Origin of the sequence: Paenibacillus sp. J31TS4, from assembly GCF_018403265.1 — a bacterium.
GTDB lineage: Bacteria > Bacillota > Bacilli > Paenibacillales > NBRC-103111 > J31TS4.
Genome location: NZ_BOSI01000001.1, coordinates 223823 through 244054 on the forward strand (window position 1 = coordinate 223823; position 20232 = coordinate 244054).

Here is a 20232-nt window from a genome sequence, read left to right on the forward strand (position 1 = left end):
GAAAGGGAAGGGGAAGCCTCGACTGCGAGGCTTCTCTCCTCTCTATAGAAGAATTGCCAGAGCCTCAAGACGAAGGAAGGGAAACGACCATGTCGACTTATCGTGCGGTTCCGGGCAAGCCCCAGACCAGGGGAACGCCCGCGCGCAAAGCCAAAACGGCCCGCTATCCCTGGCTGCGCAATCTGAAACGCGACAAATATCTGCTTCTGCTTTTTTTGCCATGCCTGCTGTACTACCTGATCTTCAAATACGGACCGATCTTCGGCATTGTGATCGCCTTCAAAAACTACAGCCTGTTCCAGGGCATATGGGCCAGCGAATGGGTGGGCTTGAAATACTTCAAGCTGTTTATCGAAAGCCCGGATTTCTTCCCGGTGCTTCGCAATACGTTTTTGCTCGGCTTCTACAAGCTGGTTTTCGGCTTCCCGGCACCGATCCTGCTGGCACTGCTGATCAACGAGGTGCGCAACGCTTTCCTCAAACGATTCGTGCAGACGGTCAGCTATCTGCCTCACTTCATCTCTAACGTCATCGTGGCGGGGATCATCGTTATGTTCCTCTCGCCGACAGGGGGACTGGTTAACCATGTCCTCGAAGCGATCGGCCTGAACAAGATCACGTTCATGGTGGAGCCGGACTGGTTCCGCACCATCTACGTCTCAAGCGACATCTGGCAGCATATCGGGTGGGGGACGATTATCTACCTCGCGGCGCTCTCCGCGGTGGATCCGCAGCTGTATGAAGCGTCCCGAATCGATGGGGCGAACCGGTGGAAGCAGACGCTCCACATCACCCTGCCCGGCATCGCGCCCGCCATCGTCATCATCCTTATCCTCGACATCGGCAAGATACTGGAGATCGGCTTCGAAAAAGTCTTCCTGTTGGCCACGCCAGTGACGTATGGCAAGGCGGACATCATCAGCACGTATGTTTACCGGGTCGGCCTGACGAACGCGAACTACAGCTACGCGACGGCCATCGACCTGTTTACGGGCATTATCAGCTTCCTCTTCATCCTGTCGGCTAACTGGTTCAGCAGAAGAGTAAGCGACAACAGCTTGTGGTAAAGGGGGTCCAGCATGAAGCAGCGCTATAACTGGTTCGACGCGCTCAACGCCGTCCTGCTCACCGGCGTCGTGATCGCTTGTCTCTATCCGTTCGTCTATATGCTGGCCGTCTCGGTCAGCGGCGCCGGCCCGATCGCCGAAGGGAAGGTGTGGCTGTTCCCGAAGGAGTTCAATCTGGATATGTATCGGTACGTGTTCCAGGACGGCCGGATCGTCTCCGGCTACAAAAACACACTGATCTACGTGACGCTCGGGACAGCCACTTGTCTCCTGGTCACCTCACTCGGCGCCTATTCGCTGTCCAAGCGTAACATGATCCTCAACAAGACGTTCCTGCTTATGGTTGTCTTCACCATGTTCTTCAACGGAGGCATGATTCCGACCTATCTCGTCGTTCGCGAGCTCGGTCTTGTCAATACGATTGGCGCCATGATCCTGCCGGGAGCGGTCGCCACCTGGAACCTTTTGATCATGGTCACGTTCTTCCGCGGCATCCCGCAGGAGCTCGAGGAATCGGGCAAGCTGGACGGCCTGTCCGAGATGGGCATTTTGTTCCGCATTGTGCTTCCACTATCCAAGCCGGTGCTGGCCACGATCGGCCTCTATTACGCCGTAGGCATCTGGAACGGCTTCCTTGGTCCGCTCCTGTACCTGCGCGATCATGAGCTCTATCCGCTCCAGCTTCATCTGCGGAACATCGTGCTGGCCGGAGAGCTGACGAGCAGCGAAGGCCCGATAGGCGGCGAGATCACCATCGTGGAAAATGCGTTGAAGTATGCGGCGATCATGGTGTCCACGCTGCCGATACTGCTCGTGTATCCATTCATTCAGAAGTACTTCGTAAAAGGAGCCATGATAGGCTCGGTAAAAGGCTGACGGCCGCCCTTTCCCGCCGGGAAAGGGCAGCCGTCCAAGTTATCCGCTGCGCAGCACCGTCTTCCGGTAATCGCCGGGAGGCATCCCCGTTTCTTTCTTGAACATACGGTTGAAGGAGGTGGCGTTTCGGTACCCGATCCGCTCCCCTACTTCCTGTATGGTCATCTTCGTCTGCTCCAGCAGCTCCTTCGCCTTCGCTATCCGGATCTCGTTCAGCTGCTCGCTGAACGTTTTGCCGGTTCTCTCCTTGATCGTCATGGACAAGTAATTCGGCGTCAGCTGCAGCCGGTCGGCCAGCGAATCGAGCGAGATCTCGTCCGCGTAATGGGTCTCCAGATACGCTCTTACCATATGCATCAGGTCGCTGTTCTCTTCTCGCTTGCAGCGGATGGTGTCCGCGGACTCGGTCAGCAGGGCGCCGAGCGCCGCCTGGTACTCCTCCGCAGTGAAGCAGTCATCCAGCACGTCCGGCATGCCGGCGAACGCCTCGGGAAGCTCGGCACGGGTTTGTTCCACCGTCCTGCGGGCGAGGCCGGCGATCGCCTCGGCGGCCCGCCGGAGCTGGTGGGCAGTAGAATCCCCGCGTCCTAGCTCCTGCAGTATCCGGTCGAGCTGCTGGAGACAGCCGGCGGCGTGGCCCGCCTGCAGCTGGACCGCGAGCGCCTGTTCCTGATCGGCCGTCAGTCCGATCGGGCCGCTGCCGTTCGCCTCGCGAGGCTCCCACAATATCTGCGTTTCTCCGAGGGGACGCGCCTGCTTCAGGAGATGAATCGCTTCCTCGTAGGCTTGATGGAACCCGGCGGAGGAGGTGGTCAGGGGGCTGACAGCCAATGTCGCCACATAATAGCCCGTGTCCTGGTCCAGCACGCGCTTGAGCTCACCGAGGCAGGCGGCCAGCTGCTCGGAGCGCTCGTTCGTATAGAGGACGGTCAGCAACTGGTCGCTTTCCATCTGGATGGTGTAGCTAACCGGGTATGACTGCCGGATCGTTAGATCGATCAGATCTCCGACAGAGCCCGTCGTCTTGGAGAGGGAGTCTCCCAGATTGAGCGTCCGCAGCCGGGAGGGGCGGTAGCGGAGCTGGTGGACGACGACGAGGTAGGCGCCTTCGGCAATGAGCAGCTCTTTGGCCTCCCGGAGATGCAAATACAGATTTTTGAGGCGCGCCATGTAGCTGTAATGGGTCAACAGAGACTTGCTGCTCGTCAGCTTCTGCGAAATCTGGTCCTTCTCCCTAAGCAGCGAGCTGATCTGTTCATAGATGGCATTGAATTCGCGGATGGAGGTTCGCGCAGCGACCGGCTCCGCCGAGCCAATGCCGGCCATCATCTGCTTAAGCGGCCGGTTGATGCTGCGGCTGAACAGGAACGAGGCGAGCACGCCGAAGAGCAGCGTCGCCGTAAACAGTCCGAGCGCCAGCCAGTTCATCCGGGACAGGTTCGCGTTCATCCGCGAACGAGGGATCGCGGTCACATAGGTGAAGCCTGTTTCGTCACCCCGCTCATAGAAATAATAAGTATCCTCCAGAAGCTGCCACCGGGAAACACCGTCCCAGGCGGGGAGGGCGGCGGGTTCGGCATCCGGTGCCGTCTGGAAGAGCGACTGAGTGCCGTTCTTCAGAATAAACAGCTGGGAATCGGCGATGCCTCTGGTGCCGGCGTACCAACGGTCCATGTTGACCATCCCGACGATGCTCCAGGCGCTGCCCGGCAAATTCAGCTCGACCGGCATGAGCAGCCGGGTCCGGTTTCCGGCGTCCATCCGGAACAGGCGGGCTGGAGAGGGGGTCAGATCGGAGGTGAGGCCGTCCTTTCGTAGCCAATAGGCGAGCGGATAGGAGTCGCTTGCATAATAATGCTCGAACATCCGGTCCGCATCAATCAGACTCTCCTTGTCCAGGAAGAAGCCCAGCTGCTTGAAATGCACCATTACATTGTCGAACAGATAGCTCGGATTCGAGGACAGCGATCGCAGCTGCCCGATCACCTGGTTGACGAGTGTGTAGTCGAGCGACGCTTTGCCGTTCTCCCGGCCCTGCTGAGCGAGCTGCGGGAGCCGTTCGTCGAACTGAAGGCTGAGCAGCAGGCCCTGCCATACCGTGAATTGATGCTCCAGGCTGTCTACCGTATTGCGAATGATCGTCCGGTTGTAGGTGACGACCTCGCTGTCGACACTTCGGTTGTAATAAGTGAGCGACCATGCGTTATAGGACGTCAGCAGCAGAATGACGGCAAAAAAATGAAACAGCAGCTTGTAGAATAAGGAATTCGGTTTGTACTTCCGCAAATACGCTAGCATACGCCGGGACTCCTTCGGTCAGGGGGGTTATTGGATAAGTTTACAACAACAACCAACCCGGTGGAACCGCTTTACATAAAAGTAACGAGAGAAGGAATAGGAAAAGGAAAAGCCGGGTCGGACCGGTGGTCCGCCGGCAGGTGGAAGCGCCTCGGCGCGCTGCCCGGATGGAAGGGGAGGAGGAGGAAGAGGAAGGGAGACTGTTTCGGGCGGGTTTACGCGATTCGGCGGTTTGATCCGGGAGCAGCGGGCTAGTTTCGCTTGACGGATGCGGACGAGAAGGGGGATCCGGTCCAGCGCCCGGCTGGCCGGACCGGGAGGGGGCGGGCGAACGCCACGTCAAGTTGAACGAGGGACGGCTGGGCCGCATGAAGCTCGCGCGTGTAGTCCGCCAGCGCTTCGTAAGCCTGATAGTAAGGGAACAATGCCCGTAGGGATTCCGGGTCGCCAGCCGTCTCCTGCAAGACGGGACGCAGGACCGCGCAGATTCGGCCCGGCCGGATCGTGCGGCCCGAAGCGATCCGCTCCTGTGCTTGGAGTACGAGGCCGATCGCCCTGGCCAGGCGAACGGCTTCCGCATGCCGGATATCCACTCTCTGCAGAGCCTTGCTCAGATCGCGGATCCGCTCGATCATAGTCTCGTAGCTGCGGAAGATGGACCCGGTCTCAGGCTCCTCGCTCCGGGTGAACCGCCGGTCTTCGCGGATCAGACCGGATACCGCATGCCCTTGCTCGATATAAGCGCGAATGTCCTCGATTTGGCGCTTCATTATAGGTTTATAAGGGGTCACCCTGCCGGCCTCAAGGTCGAGCTGGATGAAGTGGAGAAGCGTCCGCAGCATGCTTTCGGACTTGGTAAGCAATCCCTCCTGGCGTTCCTGGTGAACTGGCCGGTGTACCGCGTTGACGGCAGTGCCGACGGTCATGCCGATCAGGACGAGCAGAATCTGATGGCTCGCCGCGTAGCCGTGCAGCTGGGTGGCGGTTCCCATCGTATTGATGCCTACGATAACGGCGAGCTGGAGCGAGATGGTACGTCCAAGCCCGATGTGCAGCGCCATGACGAGAAGGACAGAGAGGGCGATCGTGAGCGAGGAATTGCCGAACAGAAGCGCCATGCCGATCCCGAACAAGGCGGCGAACAGGGCGCTGGCCATATGGGACATGGCTTGCGCGAAGGAACGATAGAGGGACGGCTGAACGGCCAGCATGGAGACGATTCCGGCAAAATGGGGAGGATCGAGCCGCAACGCTCTTGCGGCAGCGATGCTCAGTCCGACTGCAATGACCGTTTTGATGACACGCATACCTACGAACATGTCGGGAACACCGCCTATTCTTGGAGATTTACCGTTAGCATAGCATGATCGGCTCGCAAAAAGCGATGGGTATGGAATGTATGTGTTATCTATATGGAAGATAAAAAGAAGAAAATGTTTAACTATGTTATATAATATAACATATTCGTAACGTGAGAAATTTGCTTTCGATGAGGTCCAACCTATCATCCTTTTCTCTTCTAATTAACAGCTGATGCTCCACATTTGACACCTGTTGCCTCGCCATTGGCAGTTGGAAGAAAAAACATACAGGGGGCGCAAACTTTTTGGCGGAGCTATCCGTTATGCTTGTACATACCGGTATGAAACGAACGCTAAGGAGAGCGACCATTGATTCAACTCGACCAACTATCCAAACGCTATACGAAGAACGACTGGGCGCTCCGCGACGTCAGCCTGACGATCGGTACGGGCATGTACGGCCTGCTGGGCCCGAACGGAGCGGGCAAAACGACGCTCATGCGCATCGTCGCCACTTTGATTCCACCGACCAGCGGCGAAGTCTCCGTGTACGGCCATACACTCAAACGCCCGGAAGACATCCGCAAGGTGATCGGCTATTTGCCGCAAAGCATCCAATTCTACCCGTCGATGACCGGCCGGGAGCTGCTGGACTATGTCGGCGTCATGAAAGGCATTCGCCATGCGGCTGACCGGCGAAAGCAGGTCCAGGACGTCCTTGAGCAGGTCCATCTGACCGAGAAGGCATCAGCCAAGGTACGCACGTACTCGGGCGGCATGAAGAGGCGGCTCGGCATTGCCTCGGCGCTGCTTGGCAATCCGCAGCTACTGATCGTCGATGAGCCGACTGCCGGGCTGGATCCCGAAGAGCGTGTCCGGTTCCGCAATCTATTAAGCCGCTTCAGTGTCGACCGGACCGTGCTGCTGTCGACCCACATCGTGGCAGACATCGAGACGAGCTGCGAATCCGCGGCGGTGCTGAGCCGGGGGCAGCTGGCGTTCCGCGGACCGCTGAGAGAGCTGCAGCGACATGCCGACGGCAAGGTGTGGGAGATGGAGGTGACGGAGCGCGAGCTCGCCCTCCTGCCGCCCCACCGAGTAGTGGCCAGCCGGAGGGAAGGAGCAGTCGTCCGCTGCACGATAGTGGCCGAGCAGTCACCTGGGCTAGGCGCCGTCCTGGTGCCGCCGAGCGTGGAGGCAGGGTATCTCGCGCTGCTGGGAGGTGAGCGGGATGGGTAAGCTGCTCGCTGCCTTCCGCCTGGAATGCCGCCATCTGTTCAGCAGCTGGCTGCTGCTGCCGCTGCCGGTTCTACTCGGCCTATGGATGGCATCCTCTCTGTCGTCCATGTCTCCGGCTCAGTCGCAGGATCTCTACTTATATACAATGGACTTTCAGCGTATTCAATTTACGCTCAGCTTGGCCGTTCCGTTTTTGGTCGGGGTGACGAGCGTGCGCCGGGATCTCGACCGGCCCTCCTACGAATGGCTGGGCGGACTCCCGGTGTCGTCCGGCACGCTTTTGACGGCCAAGCTGGCAGCGGGCATGGTCTACCTGTCCTTGTTCCCCGCTGCTATGGCTCTCGTCTATGGCTGGTTCGGTGTCCGCAGCGGCCTGCCGGCGGATGTTCTGCGCGGCGAGCTGCTCTGGTTCGCCGTCCAGCACGAGACGGCTTACCTGGTGACGCTTGTGCTCGCGCTGCTGCTGGCGGTGGCGATCCGCAACCGCGTCGTTTATCTCATCGCCTTTTGCGGGTGGGTGTTCGGCACGTTCTTCCTGTCCGAATTCGTCGTCACCCGGCTGAGCTGGTATGCGCTCAAGCCATTCCTGCTTCATCAGATGATCCAGGACGGAATGCCCGCCACGGAAGCATGGAGCATCAAGGCGGGAAGGGGAGAGTTGAAAAGGATCCTCGGCTTCCAGCTGGCGGCCGCCGCCCTCCTGCTCGCAGCCGCGGGAGCCGTCCTGCACAAGAGGCGCCCGAGCCTGGCGCTGCCCGCCTGGAGGCTGGCGACAGGAGCACTTGCTCTCATCGCTGTGCTTGCATATTGGCCATACGGCTCACAGCTGCACGAGCGGCAGCAGCGGCTCGCTGTCAAAGCGCAGGAAGCAGGGCTTGACCGGGGCGGCGAGGAGGCGCCGGACGGCCGGTTCCCGGTCGACAAGGCCAGCCTCGCCGTCCGCTGGGACAACGAGGCCGGCGCGGTCCGGCTGGAGGCGGCACTGACGGTCCGCCGGGATCGTCTGCCGGCGGGGAAGGTGCCGTTCACCCTCAACCCGGCGTTCCCCGTCGATGAGGTGCTTGTGAACGGTCGGCCAGCGCCCTTTCATCGCGGCGGTCAAACGGTCACAATAGCAGAAGAAGCTCTGCGGGCGGATGGGAAAGAAGCGACGATAACATTTCGCTACAAAGCGCCCGACTACGACTGGATGCCGTCTCCTCTTGAGGAGGGATACGCCGCCATCGCCACCAAGGAGGCGCTGTATCTTCCGGCGGCCTCCGGCTGGTACCCGCATCCCGGCAGACAGCCGATGTACGAGGGCGGTGACCGTTTGTTCCCGGTACGCCTCCGGTATAACGCCCTTACGTTCGGGGACGCTTCCTGGGAAGTACGGACGGACGGTTTCGGCACCGAGGTGTTCGCCACGCTGGAGGAAGCGGGCGGCGGACCGGACAAGGTGTTCCAGTCCGGCCGAGCAGACGGGGTTTCGCTTTACGCGGGCACGCTGATCCGTTCTGGCAAGTCGGGGGAACTGCCGATCGTAACGACGCCCGGCAACCGGCGCGAGGCAGAAGCGTTCGGTGACAAGCTGCAGCAGATCCGCGCGTACTACGACAGCTGGCTGCCCGTCAGGGAGGGGAACGGCATCCGCCAGATCGTCTATCTCCAGGCGCCGAGCGGCAGCGGCACGAGGGGATCGAATACCGTGGAAGGACGTTCTTTGTTCATCCCCCAGACGAAATCGCATAATCTGGACAACTTCCAGCTGCTCGCCGCCCAAAAAGCGTATCTCTTCGGCGATGCCGACCAGCATACGTTCTCCTACTCCGGTATGCCTGCGGAGGACTTCTCGGTAGTGTCTGAGATTCGTTATCTGCTGCTGTATCTCTATTACCGGGAAGGGAAGGGCATGTCGGAGCAGGAAGTTTTAAGAGACGTCCCTTACTTCGCGGGCGCTTTGGGCGACTCATCCCGGGGCGAAGACCGCGCATATGGCAAAGAGATGCGCCAGCTTGTCGAGAAGGCAATCCGCGGAGGGAAGCTGCCGGAGGTCAAGAAGCTGCTGGCTGGCTTTTACCGGGAAGGCTTGACGGTCCGCCAGCTGCCGGACGAAGGGCTGGAATACCCGCGCATTCCGTACGAACGCTGGCTGGAGGAATGGGACAAGCAGATGGGAGGCCGATAGAATGGAGCGATGGCGGTATGAGCTTCACGCGCTTCGCAGCGTCTCGGGACTTGCGGCGGCGTGTTACTTCCTGCTTGGGCTAGCCGGCGCCGCGAGCGGTGACCCGGAGCTTCCGCGCTCGCTCGTCACGGTGGGCGAGCTGTCATTCCTGCCTCTAGTGCCCTTGCTGGCCGCGATTCTATTTTCCCGGGAGCTGGGCGGCGGTACGGAGCTTCTCGCTTCCCTGCCGATCTCGCTAGAAGGTATGCTGTGGCGCAAGACGGCAGTAGCGCTCGTTCTCCTAATAGCCGGCCACAGTGTTTGGATGGCGGGGTATTATTGGCGCAACGGCGCGCTGTTCGGACGGCACTTTGGTCTCGCGTCCGACCGTCCAGTGGGGGGCGAGCTGGCCGTCTACGAGCCGCTGCTTCAGCTGCTGCCGGCGGCCGTCTTCTTGCTTGCCGTCTGCCTCTTGGCCGTGACTGCCTCCCAAAAGGCCTATGCGGCCCTCGCAGCCGGGCTGGCTCTTTGGATGGCGGACGCCCTGTCGCATGGCGCATTGCTGGGCCCTTTTACGCTGACAAACGGGACTCACGAGACGAACGAGGATTTCTGGCTCAATCGCTGCCTGCTGACGGGAGGAGCCGTTCTTCTGCTCGGAGCGGCTACCTATTGGATCGGGCGGAGAGCCCGCTGGGTTAGGGAGGACACAGGCGATTAGACGGTACGGGCTGCCTGTGGGCTGCGCCTACTGCAAGAAGAGGCCCTTGAGGAAGACAGACAGAGGAGCATAGAGCTCCCTTAGGAAAGTAGAGCAGCAGCTCTTTAATAGAAAGGAGGGGAGCGGGATGACGGACGAAGAGCTGGTCCGCCGGATGGCGGACGGCGATCAGGCAGCCTTCGAAGCATTCGTTCACCGGTATCACGGAGCGCTTCACCGGTATGTGGAGCGGCTGCTAGGAGACGGGAGGAAGGCGGAGGACATCGTGCAGGAGACGCTGCTTCGGCTGATCCGTCAGCTGCGTACCGGCCAGGTGCCCGCCGCTGTGCGACCCTGGCTGTACCGGGTCGCCTCCAACCTGTGCAAGGATTACTGGCGGAGCGGTGGCTACCGCAATGAACTCGCCTCGGAGCTCGCAGAGGCGGACCGGCCCGCTCATGGCCCCTCCATCGTGGAGATCTATGAACGGCAGGAAACGAGGCGAGAGGTGCTGAGCACGCTCGGCAGCCTGCCTCCCGCGCAAAGGGAGATTGTGGTGCTGAGATTCTACGAGGACAAGAAGCTGCAGGATATTGCGGAAATCGTAGAGCTTCCGCTCAATACGGTGAAGACGAATTTGTATTCCGCCTTGCGGAAGCTGAGAGGCCGGCTCCTCCCCGATAAGGGGAAGACGGACCAGAAGAAGGGAGGACAGACCTATGCGTGATCGAAACGTGCGAGACCCACAGCAGGGGACGGACCGTGCTTCTCGGAAGGAAGATATGGACGACGAGAAGCTTCTGAGTGAACAAGAGGCGTTGGAACGGGAGCTGCGAGGGCCGATGTCTGCGTACCTCGTGAAGACGCCGACGGCCGAGGAGACGCGGGACCTAATCGGGAAGCTGCAGGGAGAATTTGATCTGCTGAAGAACCCTGCTGCGAGCATGGAAGTGCCGGATCCGGCTACCGCCCCGCCAGCTTCACATATGGAGCGGGCACGGGCCGCCAGCCAGCCGCAGGGTGGCGGCATCGCAGCATACGGCGGAGACAGCGAACCGGCCGGCCGCAGTCTGCTGGCGGCGTCCGCCGTGCGCCGGCGCCAGGCGGCTCCTTCGCTGCTGCGGCTGTACCGGATGCAGCTGCGCACCTTCTCCCGTTCCTTCTGGCTGAGTCTTGCCGCCCTCGTGCTGATGCTGGTGCTCGCCGGCGAGCGCATCGGCGGGAGCGGATGGGAGAGCGGGCTGCTTCCGCTCATCCTTCCGGCCGCCCTGCTCGGCGGAATCGGCTATAGCAGCCTCTCGAACCGCTCCGGGATGAGAGCCGTGGAAGCGGTGGCCCCGTATCCGCCGGGGCTGCTTCATACGAGCCGGATCGTTTTGCTCTCCGCGGCTTTCATTGTCGCTGGTATGATGGCCTCCCTGTTTCTGGAGGACGGCTACTCCAGGCAAGAAACGGCGCTCCACCTGCTGCGATGGCTTAGCCCGCTCGTACTGATCGGCGGGCTGTCCTCCTACCTGCACTTTCGGCGGGGCATGCGCTTTGCGCTAACGAGCGCAGCGGCCGGCTGGCTGATCCAGCTGGTGCTGGGCGAGTGGGTGGCGAACCGGACGCTTGCCGTCCAGACGGGCCTGCTCCTCGAGGCCGGCTGGCTGGCCGCGGGCGCCGTCCTGATCATTCTGGCCTATCGGCGCCTGCTGCGGCTGCGAGAGGGAGCCTCGCTATGATCCGGCTGGAGAATGTCCGGTCCCGAGACGCCGGAGACTTCCAGCTGGAAATTCCCTCGCTCTCCATCGGGCCGGGACTGACGCTGGTAACCGGGCGCAACGGCGCCGGCAAGTCGACGCTGCTGCGGCTCTTGGCGACCGCCGAAGAGCCGGAGAGCGGCCGGATCGTCTATCGGGAGGGCACTCTGGCAGAAGCTCTTCCACGAATCCGCGCCACGCTCGGGTATTTGCCGGCCGAGCTGGAGCTGTACGACCATATGACGCCCAGCCAGTTTGTGCGGTATATGGCAGAGCTCAAAGGAATCGAAGATCCCGCGCACGAACGGCTGATGCTGGAGGAACTGGGCCTCGCGGACGTGGGCAGCCGAAGGATCGCCGGGTTGTCGCAGGGACAGCGCCAGCGGACGGGAATCGCCCAGGCGCTGCTCGGCTTTCCGGACTATCTCTTGCTCGACGAGCCGCTGGAAGGGCTAGACGCCATGCACAGAAACCGTCTGGCCCGGCTGCTGGATGGGTACGCCGCCAGTAGGTCGGTGATCGTGACCACCCATGAGCTAGCCGCCTGGCAGCACGCGGATACCATCCTCCTGCTGGAGGAGGGCCGCTTGCTGTTCGCGGGCAGCGCCTATGAGTGGCTGCGGACCGCACCGCTCGCCGTCTGGTCGGGCCTGCTGCCGGAGAACGAGGCGCATTCGCTTCCAGAGGACGCGGTGCTCGCGAGGAAACGGGAGGACGGCCAATGGCGGGTCCGGCTTGCGGCGGAGCATCCACCGGCGCCCGGGTGGCAAGAGGAGAGCGTCACGCTGGAGGATGCCTATCAGATTCGGATGCTGCAGAGGCGCCGAGCCGCCGCCGGGTAACTCGCGCAACCGTTTCGACAATTCTATCGTATAAGGGGGTACGAGAAGGGAGGGGAAAGGACATGGTCCTATTTCTGGTCATTGTGGGAGTGATCCTGGTCTTGATTTTGGTGGACGCGGTCTCACACAGCGGAAAATCCGACCGGAGACGCCGGGATGGAGGGGGAGACTCCTACGGCTACACGTCCCATGATAGTACGCGCGACTGTACGCACGGAAGTACGCACGGAAGTACGTACGGAATTACGCACGGAATTACGCACGGAATTACGCACGGAAGCTCACACGGTAGCTCACACGCAAGCTCGCATAGCTCGGATACCGGCTGCGACGGCGGGGGCAGCGAGAGCGGCGGAGGCGATGGTGGCGGAGGCGGGGATTGAGAGAAGGCCTGCAATGCGACGGAAAAGCACCTGGCAGGGTGCTTTTTTACGTTCCCGGAAAAGTGTACATACGGAATGCCCAAAAAATGTCTTGCGGGCTGCATTGAATTGTACTAACATTAATACAAATCATAATACAATATGGATTTGGCAATCGCCGGAAAGGACTCGTTCATGATGCTATTAAATGAAAAGATTGCTCTAGAGGAGGAGCTCGATTTTGAGAGCGGCGTTCCGCTCCATCTTCAGCTGAGAGAGATTCTTCGCAGAGCGATTACGCAGAGAGGAGCTGGCGGAGATAGTCTTCGGATGCCGACGGATTACGAGCTCGTCGAGCGGTACGGCGTCAGCCGGGTAACCGTCCGCAATGCGATCCAATCCCTCGTTGACGAGGGATTGCTCGTAAGGGAGAGGGGCCGAGGTACGTTCGTCAAGACGAATCAGGCTGAAAACTGGATTGGCCGGCTGATGGGCTTCACGGAGACTGTGAAAGAGGCCGGCTACGAGCCCGGCGCGAAGCTGCTGGACAAAGGGTTTACCTCCGAGCTGCCGGAGTCGTTCCGCTGGGCCGGTCTGCCGGTCGTCTGGGAGCTGAAGCGGCTCCGCTACGCGGACGACAAGCCGATCGCGATTGAATTTGCCTATTATCCTCCTCCGATCGGCAAAGAAATTGAAAAGCAAGATCTCCTCCATATCGCCATGTACCGCTATCTGGAGGAGGAGCTGGGCATCCCGCTTTCGGAAGCGAGGCAGACGATCAGCGCCGTCAACGCCGACTCGTATGAGGCGGAGCTGCTGAATGTCCCCGGACACACCGCTCTCCTGTCTATTGAGCGGACGACCTATCGGGACGACCGAACGCCGGTCGAATTTTTGAAAGCGGTTTACCGCCCCGATTATTTTCAGTACGCCGTTCATTTGACTCGGGGCACTGCGTCTGCAGGCTCCGGCCGCAGCCTGTAGGCACCGTCCAGCCGTTCCTATCTGCTCTTAGTGTTCGCGGCCATTGGGGTCGGACCTTTTCGCTCCCAAGCCATAAGAAAGAGACCAAGATTAAAGGAGGACCAATCGAATGGAAGAAAAAGCCAATCGACCGAACGTACTCTTGCTCTTGAATGACGACATGGGATTCTCGGATATCGGCTGTTATGGGGGAGAGGTGGATACCCCTCATCTAAACCGCCTTGCGGCTGGCGGTCTCCGCTTCAGTCAGTTTTACAACACCGCAAGGTGCAGCCCGTCGCGAGCCTCGCTCTTGACAGGCCTGCATCCGCACCAGACGGGGATCGGCGTGCTGACTTACGATATGGGGCCAGAGGGCTATCCGGGGGACTTGAACCGCGACTGCGTTACGATGGCCGAGGTACTGAAGGAAAGCGGTTATCGGACGTATATGAGCGGCAAATGGCATATCGCGAACAGTCTCGAGCAGCCGTCCGATTCCTGGCCGATGCAGAGAGGGTTCGACCAGTTCTACGGAACGATCATAGGAGCCGGAAGCTATTACGATCCGAATACGCTGACGCGAGGCAATGAGAACATCGAGCACGAACCGTCTGAGGATCCGGATTTTTATTACACGGATGCGATCAGCGATCAGGCGGCCGCTTATATCCGGGAGCATGCCGAGCGGCATCCCGGCACCCCGTTCTTTGAATATGTCGCCTACACGGCTCCTCACTGGCCGCTGCACGCCAAGGATGAGGACATCGCAAAATACCGCGGCCGGTTCGACGCCGGCTGGGACCGGCTGAGAGAAGAGCGGCTTCGGCGGCTCGTGGACGACGGTCTCCTCGATCCGTCCTGGCAGCTTACGGACCGCGATCCGACCCAGCCCGCCTGGGAGGACGCCGAGCATAAGGAGTGGCTGCTCCGCTGCATGGAGGTGTACGCCGCCCAGATTGACCGGATGGACCAGGGCATCGGCCGGATCCTTCAGGCTCTGGAGGAGACGGGACAGCTGGAGAATACAGTGATCCTTTTCCTTTCGGATAACGGAGCGTGCGCAGAGGATATCCCGACACATGTCTCGCCGCGGGAGCTGGAGGAGACGCTGAAGATCGCCAAAACGCATACCAGGGCCGGAGAGCCCGTCGTCTTCGGCAACGATCCGTCCCTCATGCCGGGACCCGAATCCACCTATCAGAGCTACGGCGCAGCCTGGGCGAATCTGTCCAACACTCCCTTCCGGCTGTATAAGCATTGGGTGCATGAAGGAGGGATCGCCACCCCGCTCCTCATCCATTGGCCAGCAGGCATTCGGTCCAAGGGGGACATCCGGCACGTTCCGGGACAGCTGCCGGATATTCTGGCGACGGTCGTTGAGCTGACAGGGGCGGCTTATCCGTCGGAGTACAACAATAGACCCGTCCTTCCGCTGGAAGGGGAAAGCCTGGCTCCGTTTTTTGAGAGAGACGGGGAGCGGACCAAGCCTCTCTTTTGGGAGCACGAGGGGAATGCCGCAGTCCGCGCCGGCCGGTGGAAGCTCGTCCGCCGCTACCCCGGAGACTGGGAGCTATTCGATATGGAGAAGGACCGGACGGAGCTTCACGATCTGGCTGTCCAACATCCGGAACAGGTGAAGGAGCTGAAAGCGCTGTATGAGGAGTGGGCGGCTAGGTGCCGCGTGCTGCCGAGAGAACAGGTTCTGGAGCTGATGAAGAAACAGCAGGCGACACCCGCATTCTGGGAGGAAGAAGACCAAGACCGGTAAAAAGGGGGACCCAAGCATGAGCCAAAGCAAGGTGTCCATGTCCAAAGTAGCCGGAGCCAGCTTTATCGGGGCTCTGATCGAATGGTACGATTTCTTTTTGTACGGCACTGCCTCCGCCATTGTCTTCAATAAGTTGTTCTTTCCCAATTTCGACCCTCTCGTCGGCACGATCGCTTCGTTTGCGACCTTCGGTGCGGGGTTCATAGCCCGTCCGGTTGGCGGCATCATTTTCGGCCATTATGGAGACCGAATCGGGAGGAAGGCGATCCTCATCCTTACCCTGCTCATGATGGGAGGCTCCACGTTCCTGATCGGGCTGCTGCCCACCTACAACAGCATCGGACTCTGGGCTCCTGTCCTTCTCGTTGCGCTTCGGCTCTTTCAAGGCATCGGGCTGGGTGGGGAATACGGCGGCGCCGCTCTGCTGACGATCGAGCATGCGCCGCGGAGGAAGAGGGGGTTCTGGGGAGGCCTCGTACAAGCGGCGACGTCGGGAGGTCTGCTGCTTGCGACCATCGTCTTCTCGCTCGTTTCGCTTCTTCCGGAGGCTGCTTTCCTGAGCTGGGGCTGGCGGCTGCCGTTTCTCATCAGCTTCGTCCTGCTCGGCGTCGGAACGTTCATTCGGCTCAAGGTGAACGAGACGCCGGCTTTCGAGAAGGTCAAGGAAACGGGGACGGAGGCCAAGTTCCCGGTACTGGAGCTGTTCCGATCTTATCCGCGCAGCGTTCTGCTAACAATCGGGGCAAGACTGGGCGAGTCGGTGACGGCCAATATAACGAACGCCTTTGCAATTTCTTACCTGACGACGCGTCTCGGTCTTCCCAAACAGGACGCTCTGAACGGCATCCTGCTCGCGGCGGCGGTCGCGATGGTGCTGAGCCCGTTCTTCGGCTCCCTGTCGGACCGCGTCGGACGCCGACCCGTCTACCTTGGCGGAGCCCTCTTTCTTGTCCTGTTTACGGTGCCGTATTTTCTGCTTCTGAACGCCGGCAGCATGGGGCTGATCTGGCTGGCGCTCGTTCTTGGGTATGTGGGGTCCACCGTCATGCTTAGCGTGCAGTCCGTGTATTTCACGGAGATGTTCGGCGTCCGGGTCCGCTACAGCGGGCTGTCGATTGTCTATCAGCTATCGTCGGTTATGGGAGGATTCACTCCGCTCATCGCGACCTATCTGCTGACGGCGGGCAGTGGATCGCCATGGCTCGTCGCAGGCTTCAGCATACTGACATGCGTGATCTCGTTCGTGTCGGTGCTGCTGACCAAGGAAACGTTCCGTGCCGATATTGCCGAGGATGAGGAGGCGGGCGGAGACATGCGCGGAGCCGGAGTTTCACCCGAACGCCTGAGAGCCGGTATCGAATCCAAGCTCTGATTGCGCCGAATGCTTTGCTTGTCCGTTATAGTTTATACCTGGGCCGTCCTTCCGAGGACGGCCTTCAGGCTGTTCAGAATTTTGATCTGCCGTTTTTCCTGTCCCCATTCCTTGGCTGGATCCACCTTGATTCGAAAAAACGGGCGAATCGAAGGACTTGATCCTTCCTTGTAAATGAAGTATATTCTTTTTACATTGACATTACTGCAGGTCTAAAAAGAGGAGGAGCCATGTCACCGCGTACCAAAGAACAGAATGATGCGATCCGGGAGATGCGAATGAACCAGATTATGCAAGCGGCTGCGGATGTCTATCTGGAGAAGGGCATTCAATTGGAAATACGCGATGTTGCGGTCAAGGCTGAGCTCGGCTACGGAACCGTGTATCATTACTACAAAAATAAGCACATGCTTTTGGAAGATTTCCTGTGGGACGCCCTGAATCGAACGGAGTCGGCAGTACTCCCCGCTTTGACAGGGGACGGCGGCAGCATGCTTAAAGCTGAGTCGTTCTCGAGGCTGCTCCTGCGGAAGTGCACCCAGGATCCTTCCGTCTTTATTTTGCTTAAAACGGTTGCAGATAATTTTCATCAATTCCCGGGAAACCGGTTCATCAAGCTGTTTGCCGATTTTCAGGAACGAATCTATTCGCCGTTTGTGAGCTTGATTCGTGAAGGTATCGATTCCGAATCGCCGGAGAAAACAGCTAATCTGATATTTGGCTCGCTTGTCGGCTGCGCAGCATTGAACATCCACCACAAGATGGGAAGCGAGATCGATGTGGAAGGGATCGTCAACATGATTTTTTCAGGCATACAAGCAAAGGAGAGAGGAATGGAATGGTCATCCTGAAATCGAGAGCAGAAATAGAAGAAATGAGAAAAGCCGGCCGAATTGTCGCTGCTTTTCATCAAGCAATCGCTGGGATGATCCGGCCGGGTGTCACGACGCTCGATATCGAGTCGTTTGCGGTGCGGTTCCTGAAGGAGAATGGTGCCAAGGCTTATACGATAGGCTACAACGGCTATCCGTTTGCGACATGTGCGTCTGTCAACGACGTCATTGCACATGGGTTTCCGAACCGGAAGCCGCTCAAGGAAGGCGACATCGTCACAATCGACATCGTCGCGGAGGCGGATGGCTGGATCGGCGATTCCGCTTGGTGTTATGCGGTCGGCGAGGTGTCGGAAGAAGCTCGTAAACTGATGCGGGTAACGAAGGAATGCCTATATCTTGGTATCGAAAAAGCTGTCGTCGGAAACCGGATCGGCGATGTGATGCATGCGGTTCAAAGCCATGCCGAGCAAAACGGATTCTCGGTAGTTCGCGATCTGCTCGGTCACGGCGTAGGAAGGGAGATGCACGAGGAACCTAATTATCCCCACGTCGGGAATCCGGGCAAAGGGTTCCGCTTGAAGGAAGGGATGGTTCTCACGATCGAGCCGATGCTAAATGCCGGCAAAGCGTTCATGACGGTTGATGCCGACGGATGGACCGCAAGAACCGCTGACGGCTCGCTTTCCGCGCAGTACGAGCATACGATCGCCATAACTGCGGACGGCCCGATTGTATTGACCGCACAATAGTTAAGTACAGGCTGAGCAGGAGAGAAAGGCGGGCGCAAGATTATGAAGCTAACGTTCTCGCAAGTGAACACGGCGGAAGACATCGCGGCGGTATCCCAATTGGCAGCGGAAATTTGGCGCGAGTATTATGGAACCCTGCTCTCTACGGAGCAGATTGACTACATGATAGCCCAATTTCAATCGGTTCCCGCAATCACGGACCAAATCGATCGCCAGAGCTACCTCTATTACCTTATCCAATACGACGGAGCCAATGTCGGTTATATGGCAGTTAAACAAGAGCAGGGGAAGCTCTTTTTGAGCAAGTTCTACATAGGCAAAGAGAAGAGGGGAAAAGGCTTTGCCAGCCACGCACTGGCCTTCCTTGAGCAGCTGGGTCGGGACCGAAACCTAAGCCATATTTGGCTCACGGTCAATCGTCACAACCATCCAAGTATCGCGATCTATGTGAAAAAAGGATTCCTAAAGGTCAGAGAACAAGTTGCGGATATTGGAAACGGATTCGTCATGGATGATTTTGTGATGGAAAAGGAGATTCCCGTTACTAAGTGAAGCAGCGGGAGCGGCCGATGAAGGAGAGGGCTCGTTCCTTATCCCCTTATACGGGCTTCTTTCGGCATCTCCTGTATACGGCAATTATGAAAAGCGGTCAGTTTCCATTCTCCATTCTGCCTGACGACCACATTCGTGTTGATCGATCCCCTGTCGTTAGGGTCATGGGCAGGAGCCGCGAGCCGTACTTCGCCGACCGCATGGACGACAGCAACATCAGGCGTGATAAAGCGGGGCTGAATGTTATCCGAGTTACTCGATACGAGGACGGACCCCTTCAGCGGACCTGCGAACAGCATTTGATGAACATCGGCAATTTGGTTTCTGCCTTTCAGATGCTGTCCCATAAACGTGACATAATCCGCATCTTCCGTAAAGCAATCGCCGTATAAGGCTCCGTTCCCTTCGTTCCATGCTTCGGACAAACTTGCAAATAAGGCGCGAATCGCGTTCCGGTCCTCTTGACGGTTGATCATTGGAGCATCTTCCTCTCTCTGAAATAAAATAGGGTGGCAAGCCACGAACCATGTGGTATCCTTGATTTGCGAAAACATCTTAACACCAACAACAACTTGATTCATCGAATATCTTAATAGATTAAGATAAATTCATCATAATCCGGAGGTTTCCTTATGTCAAGGGAAAACTTTCCTTCTGACGTGCCCGGTTTTACGCCGTCACAGGAGGCTATGCTTCACGAGCTGCGGCTGAACAGTGCGAGAGCCGTCATGCTGCATCAACTGATATCCGAAAAATTGGGCTTAAACGCCACGGATCATAAATGCCTCGATTTTCTAACCCGCTCTGGTCCGGTAACCGCGGGACAATTGGCGCAGCTGACTGGTCTGACTACAGGCGCGGTGACCAGCGTGATCGACCGCCTGGAGAAGGCCGGCTATGTCGTCAGGGATAAAGATCCGAAGGACCGAAGACGCGTTGTCGTCAAGCCTGCCCCCGAGGGTTCTTCTTCAATTGCGCCCATGTTCCAATCGGTTATGCTGTCGACGTACAACATCCTCGCCCAGTATAATGAGCAGGAACTGGAACTTCTGCTGGGTTTCCTCAGGCAATGCAACGACATGACGCTGGAGGAAATGAACAAATTACAAAACAATAAGGATTCCTGAACCATTGTCCGCGCCTTAACGGCAGACGGTACAAGCTAGACGGAATCGCTTATCAGAATCGTAGTTACGATGCCGTCCTCTCCGAGGACGGCCTTTTTGCTGTTCCTGGGAAGCCATACGGCTCAGGTCATCCCTGTCGTCCCGTTGTTCGGCGGCTGAAACCGGGGAAGGGGCAGACCTGAGACTGGAGAATGGGGCGTATGAGCGAGCGTGACGAAGAGGATGCTAGGAACCAAGGGAAACTACGCGGCTCCTGAACGGCAGGAACGATAAGGGAGCTTTGGTAGGT

The 20232-nt window shown here is 58.9% G+C and carries 18 protein-coding genes; 15 read left to right on the forward strand and 3 right to left on the reverse strand.

The genetic code is table 11. From position 1 onward, the window contains the following. Positions 1 to 89 precede the first annotated feature (89 nt). Positions 90 to 1067 carry an ABC transporter permease gene (locus KJS47_RS01070; protein WP_213522029.1) on the forward strand — a complete coding sequence of 326 codons (978 nt, stop codon included), beginning with the start codon at positions 90 to 92 and terminating at the stop codon, positions 1065 to 1067. A 12-nt stretch (positions 1068 to 1079) separates the two neighbouring features. After that, on the forward strand, positions 1080 to 1943 hold the full coding sequence (locus tag KJS47_RS01075) for a carbohydrate ABC transporter permease (RefSeq protein ID WP_213522030.1): 864 nt from the start codon (positions 1080 to 1082) through the stop codon (positions 1941 to 1943). A 39-nt stretch (positions 1944 to 1982) separates the two neighbouring features. Here the strand turns inward: KJS47_RS01075 and KJS47_RS01080 are convergent, their stop codons facing one another. Beyond that, the gene (locus KJS47_RS01080) at positions 1983 to 4241 is read right to left on the reverse strand and encodes a helix-turn-helix domain-containing protein (RefSeq protein WP_213522032.1); all 2259 of its coding nucleotides are present in this window, start codon (positions 4239 to 4241) and stop codon (positions 1983 to 1985) included. A gap of 251 nt (positions 4242 to 4492) precedes the next feature. Further along, positions 4493 to 5560, reverse strand: a complete 1068-nt coding sequence (locus KJS47_RS01085) for an FUSC family protein (RefSeq protein ID WP_213522034.1) — start codon at positions 5558 to 5560, stop codon at positions 4493 to 4495. Positions 5561 to 5911: 351 nt separating this feature from the next. Here KJS47_RS01085 and KJS47_RS01090 point away from each other — a divergent pair, with 351 nt between their 5' ends. The 12 genes from KJS47_RS01090 to KJS47_RS01145 all read left to right on the forward strand — a co-directional run bounded on the left by KJS47_RS01090 (position 5912) and on the right by KJS47_RS01145 (position 18816). After that, on the forward strand, positions 5912 to 6781 hold the full coding sequence (locus tag KJS47_RS01090; RefSeq protein WP_213522036.1) for an ABC transporter ATP-binding protein: 870 nt from the start codon (positions 5912 to 5914) through the stop codon (positions 6779 to 6781). Next, complete coding sequence (locus tag KJS47_RS01095; RefSeq protein WP_213522038.1) at positions 6774 to 8948, forward strand: hypothetical protein; 2175 nt, start codon at positions 6774 to 6776, stop codon at positions 8946 to 8948. Before KJS47_RS01090 ends, KJS47_RS01095 begins: the two co-directional genes overlap by 8 nt. Position 8949: 1 nt before the next feature. Continuing rightward, on the forward strand, positions 8950 to 9648 hold the full coding sequence (locus KJS47_RS01100) for a hypothetical protein (RefSeq protein ID WP_213522040.1): 699 nt from the start codon (positions 8950 to 8952) through the stop codon (positions 9646 to 9648). Between the two features lie 127 nt (positions 9649 to 9775). After that, positions 9776 to 10354, forward strand: coding sequence for an RNA polymerase sigma factor (locus tag KJS47_RS01105; RefSeq protein WP_213522042.1), 579 nt, complete (start codon positions 9776 to 9778; stop codon positions 10352 to 10354). Next, positions 10347 to 11351, forward strand: coding sequence for a hypothetical protein (locus tag KJS47_RS01110; RefSeq protein ID WP_213522044.1), 1005 nt, complete (start codon positions 10347 to 10349; stop codon positions 11349 to 11351). Before KJS47_RS01105 ends, KJS47_RS01110 begins: the two co-directional genes overlap by 8 nt. Continuing rightward, positions 11348 to 12211: an ATP-binding cassette domain-containing protein gene (locus KJS47_RS01115; RefSeq protein ID WP_213522045.1), complete on the forward strand. Its 864-nt coding sequence runs from the start codon at positions 11348 to 11350 to the stop codon at positions 12209 to 12211. Before KJS47_RS01110 ends, KJS47_RS01115 begins: the two co-directional genes overlap by 4 nt. 557 nt (positions 12212 to 12768) lie before the next feature. Beyond that, entirely contained in the window at positions 12769 to 13557 is a 789-nt protein-coding gene (locus tag KJS47_RS01120; RefSeq protein ID WP_213522047.1) for a GntR family transcriptional regulator, read from the forward strand. A gap of 109 nt (positions 13558 to 13666) precedes the next feature. Then, the gene (locus KJS47_RS01125) at positions 13667 to 15307 is read left to right on the forward strand and encodes an arylsulfatase (protein WP_213522049.1); all 1641 of its coding nucleotides are present in this window, start codon (positions 13667 to 13669) and stop codon (positions 15305 to 15307) included. Positions 15308 to 15323: 16 nt separating this feature from the next. Beyond that, complete coding sequence (locus tag KJS47_RS01130; RefSeq protein ID WP_213522051.1) at positions 15324 to 16679, forward strand: MFS transporter; 1356 nt, start codon at positions 15324 to 15326, stop codon at positions 16677 to 16679. A gap of 230 nt (positions 16680 to 16909) precedes the next feature. Next, positions 16910 to 17530, forward strand: a complete 621-nt coding sequence (locus KJS47_RS01135) for a TetR/AcrR family transcriptional regulator (RefSeq protein WP_213522052.1) — start codon at positions 16910 to 16912, stop codon at positions 17528 to 17530. Beyond that, positions 17518 to 18264 (forward strand): type I methionyl aminopeptidase, encoded by a 747-nt coding sequence (gene map / locus KJS47_RS01140; protein WP_213522054.1) that lies wholly within the window; start codon positions 17518 to 17520, stop codon positions 18262 to 18264. Before KJS47_RS01135 ends, map begins: the two co-directional genes overlap by 13 nt. A gap of 42 nt (positions 18265 to 18306) precedes the next feature. Next, entirely contained in the window at positions 18307 to 18816 is a 510-nt protein-coding gene (locus KJS47_RS01145) for a GNAT family N-acetyltransferase (protein WP_213522056.1), read from the forward strand. A gap of 38 nt (positions 18817 to 18854) precedes the next feature. On the opposite strand, the gene KJS47_RS01150 is transcribed toward KJS47_RS01145, so the two are convergent. After that, positions 18855 to 19292, reverse strand: coding sequence for an SgcJ/EcaC family oxidoreductase (locus tag KJS47_RS01150; protein ID WP_213522058.1), 438 nt, complete (start codon positions 19290 to 19292; stop codon positions 18855 to 18857). Between the two features lie 156 nt (positions 19293 to 19448). Here KJS47_RS01150 and KJS47_RS01155 point away from each other — a divergent pair, with 156 nt between their 5' ends. Next, entirely contained in the window at positions 19449 to 19943 is a 495-nt protein-coding gene (locus KJS47_RS01155) for a MarR family winged helix-turn-helix transcriptional regulator (protein ID WP_213522060.1), read from the forward strand. Positions 19944 to 20232 lie beyond the last annotated feature (289 nt).